This is a genomic window from Micromonospora inaquosa, from assembly GCF_003857055.1.
In the GTDB taxonomy this organism is placed as follows: Bacteria; Actinomycetota; Actinomycetes; order Mycobacteriales; family Micromonosporaceae; genus Micromonospora; species Micromonospora inaquosa.
Window position 1 is genome coordinate 1 of the sequence record NZ_QGSZ01000017.1, and the last position, 1,421, is coordinate 1,421.

General features: G+C 70.2%; 1 protein-coding gene. It reads left to right on the forward strand.

Translation table 11 applies throughout. The features are described from left to right. Window positions 1-129: 129 nt before the first annotated feature. Window positions 130-1,317: a ThuA domain-containing protein gene (locus DLJ59_RS00085; RefSeq protein WP_124770502.1), complete on the forward strand. Its 1,188-nt coding sequence runs from the start codon at window positions 130-132 to the stop codon at window positions 1,315-1,317. Window positions 1,318-1,421: the final 104 nt, after the last annotated feature.

Genomic DNA, 1,421 nt, shown 5'->3' on the forward strand with positions numbered 1-1,421 from the left:
ATCCCCCACCACCCCCGCATCACCTCAGCCGAGCATCGGCGGCCCGGCTTCCGCACCACCGCCATCGCGGCCTCCGGCCCTGCCCGCGTGCACGCCCCTGAGGTCGACGCTCAGCAGAGGAGCAAGACCATGCGTTCCCGTCCCCGCCTGTTGGCACTCGCCACCAGCCTGGCCGTCATGCTGGCCAGCCTGGTCGCCCTGCCGACCCCCGCCTCGGCGGCACCACTGACCAAGGTCCTCGTGTTCAGCAAGACCGCCGGCTTCCGGCACTCGTCGATCCCCAACGGCATCGCCGCGATCCAGCAGCTCGGCTCCGCCAACGGCTTCACCGTGACGTCGACCGAGGACGCCGGCCAGTTCACCACCTCCAACCTGGCCCAGTACCAGGCGGTGGTCTTCATGTCGACGACCGGCGACGTCCTCAACGCCAGCCAGCAGACCGCGTTCGAGTCGTACATCGCCGCCGGCGGTGGGTATGTCGGCGTGCACGCCGCCGCCGACACCGAGTACAGCTGGCCGTGGTACGGCTCGCTGGTCGGGGCGTGGTTCGACTCGCACCCGGCGATCCAGACCGCCACCGTGCGGATCGAGGACCAGACCAACCCGTCGACCGCGCACCTCGGCACCACCTGGGTCCGTTCCGACGAGTGGTACAACTACCGCACCAACCCCCGGTCCAGCGCGCGAGTCCTGGCCAGCCTCGACGAGTCGTCCTACAGCGGCGGCAACATGAACGGCGACCACCCGATCACCTGGTGCAAGGCGTACGGCGGCGGGCGGGCCTGGTACACGGGCCTCGGGCACACCGAGGCGTCGTACACGGACCCGAACTTCACCCGGATGCTGCTCGGTGGCCTCCAGGTCGCCGCCGGCTCCGTGACGGCCGACTGCTCGCCACGCACCACCACCCCGCCGCCCACCGCCAGCGGCTCCACCCTGCGGGCCCGCGCCAACAACCAGTACGTGAGCGCGCCCAACTCGACCACCGCGCTGATCGCCAACAAGACCTCCGTCGGCACCAGTGAGCGGTTCGACCTGGTCAACCTCGCCAACGGCAACGTGGCGCTGCGCGCCAAGAGCAACGGTCAGTACGTCGCGGCCGAGAACGCCGGTGCCGCCGCGCTGATCGCCAACCGGGCCACCGCCGGCGCCTGGGAGACGTTCCAGCTGGTCCGCAACTCCGACGGCACGGTGAGCCTGCGGGCCACTGTGAACAACCGCTACGTCGCCGCCGAGAACGCCGGTGCCTCCCCGCTGATCGCCAACCGGACCTCCATCGGTCAGTGGGAGAAGTTCGACCTGGTCACCACCAACTGACCTGATCTTCCGCTCGTTCTCCACCACCCCACCCGGTCGTGGTGCGCCCCCGCGCGCCCGTCCCCCGGTCGTCGAGAAAGGACGATCATGCCCTCGTACCCATG

Coding starts and splice junctions, on each gene's coding strand:
- DLJ59_RS00085 (WP_124770502.1), top strand. CDS start 130: ATGCGTTCCCGTCCCCGCCTGTTGGCACTCGCCACCAGCCTGGCCGTC.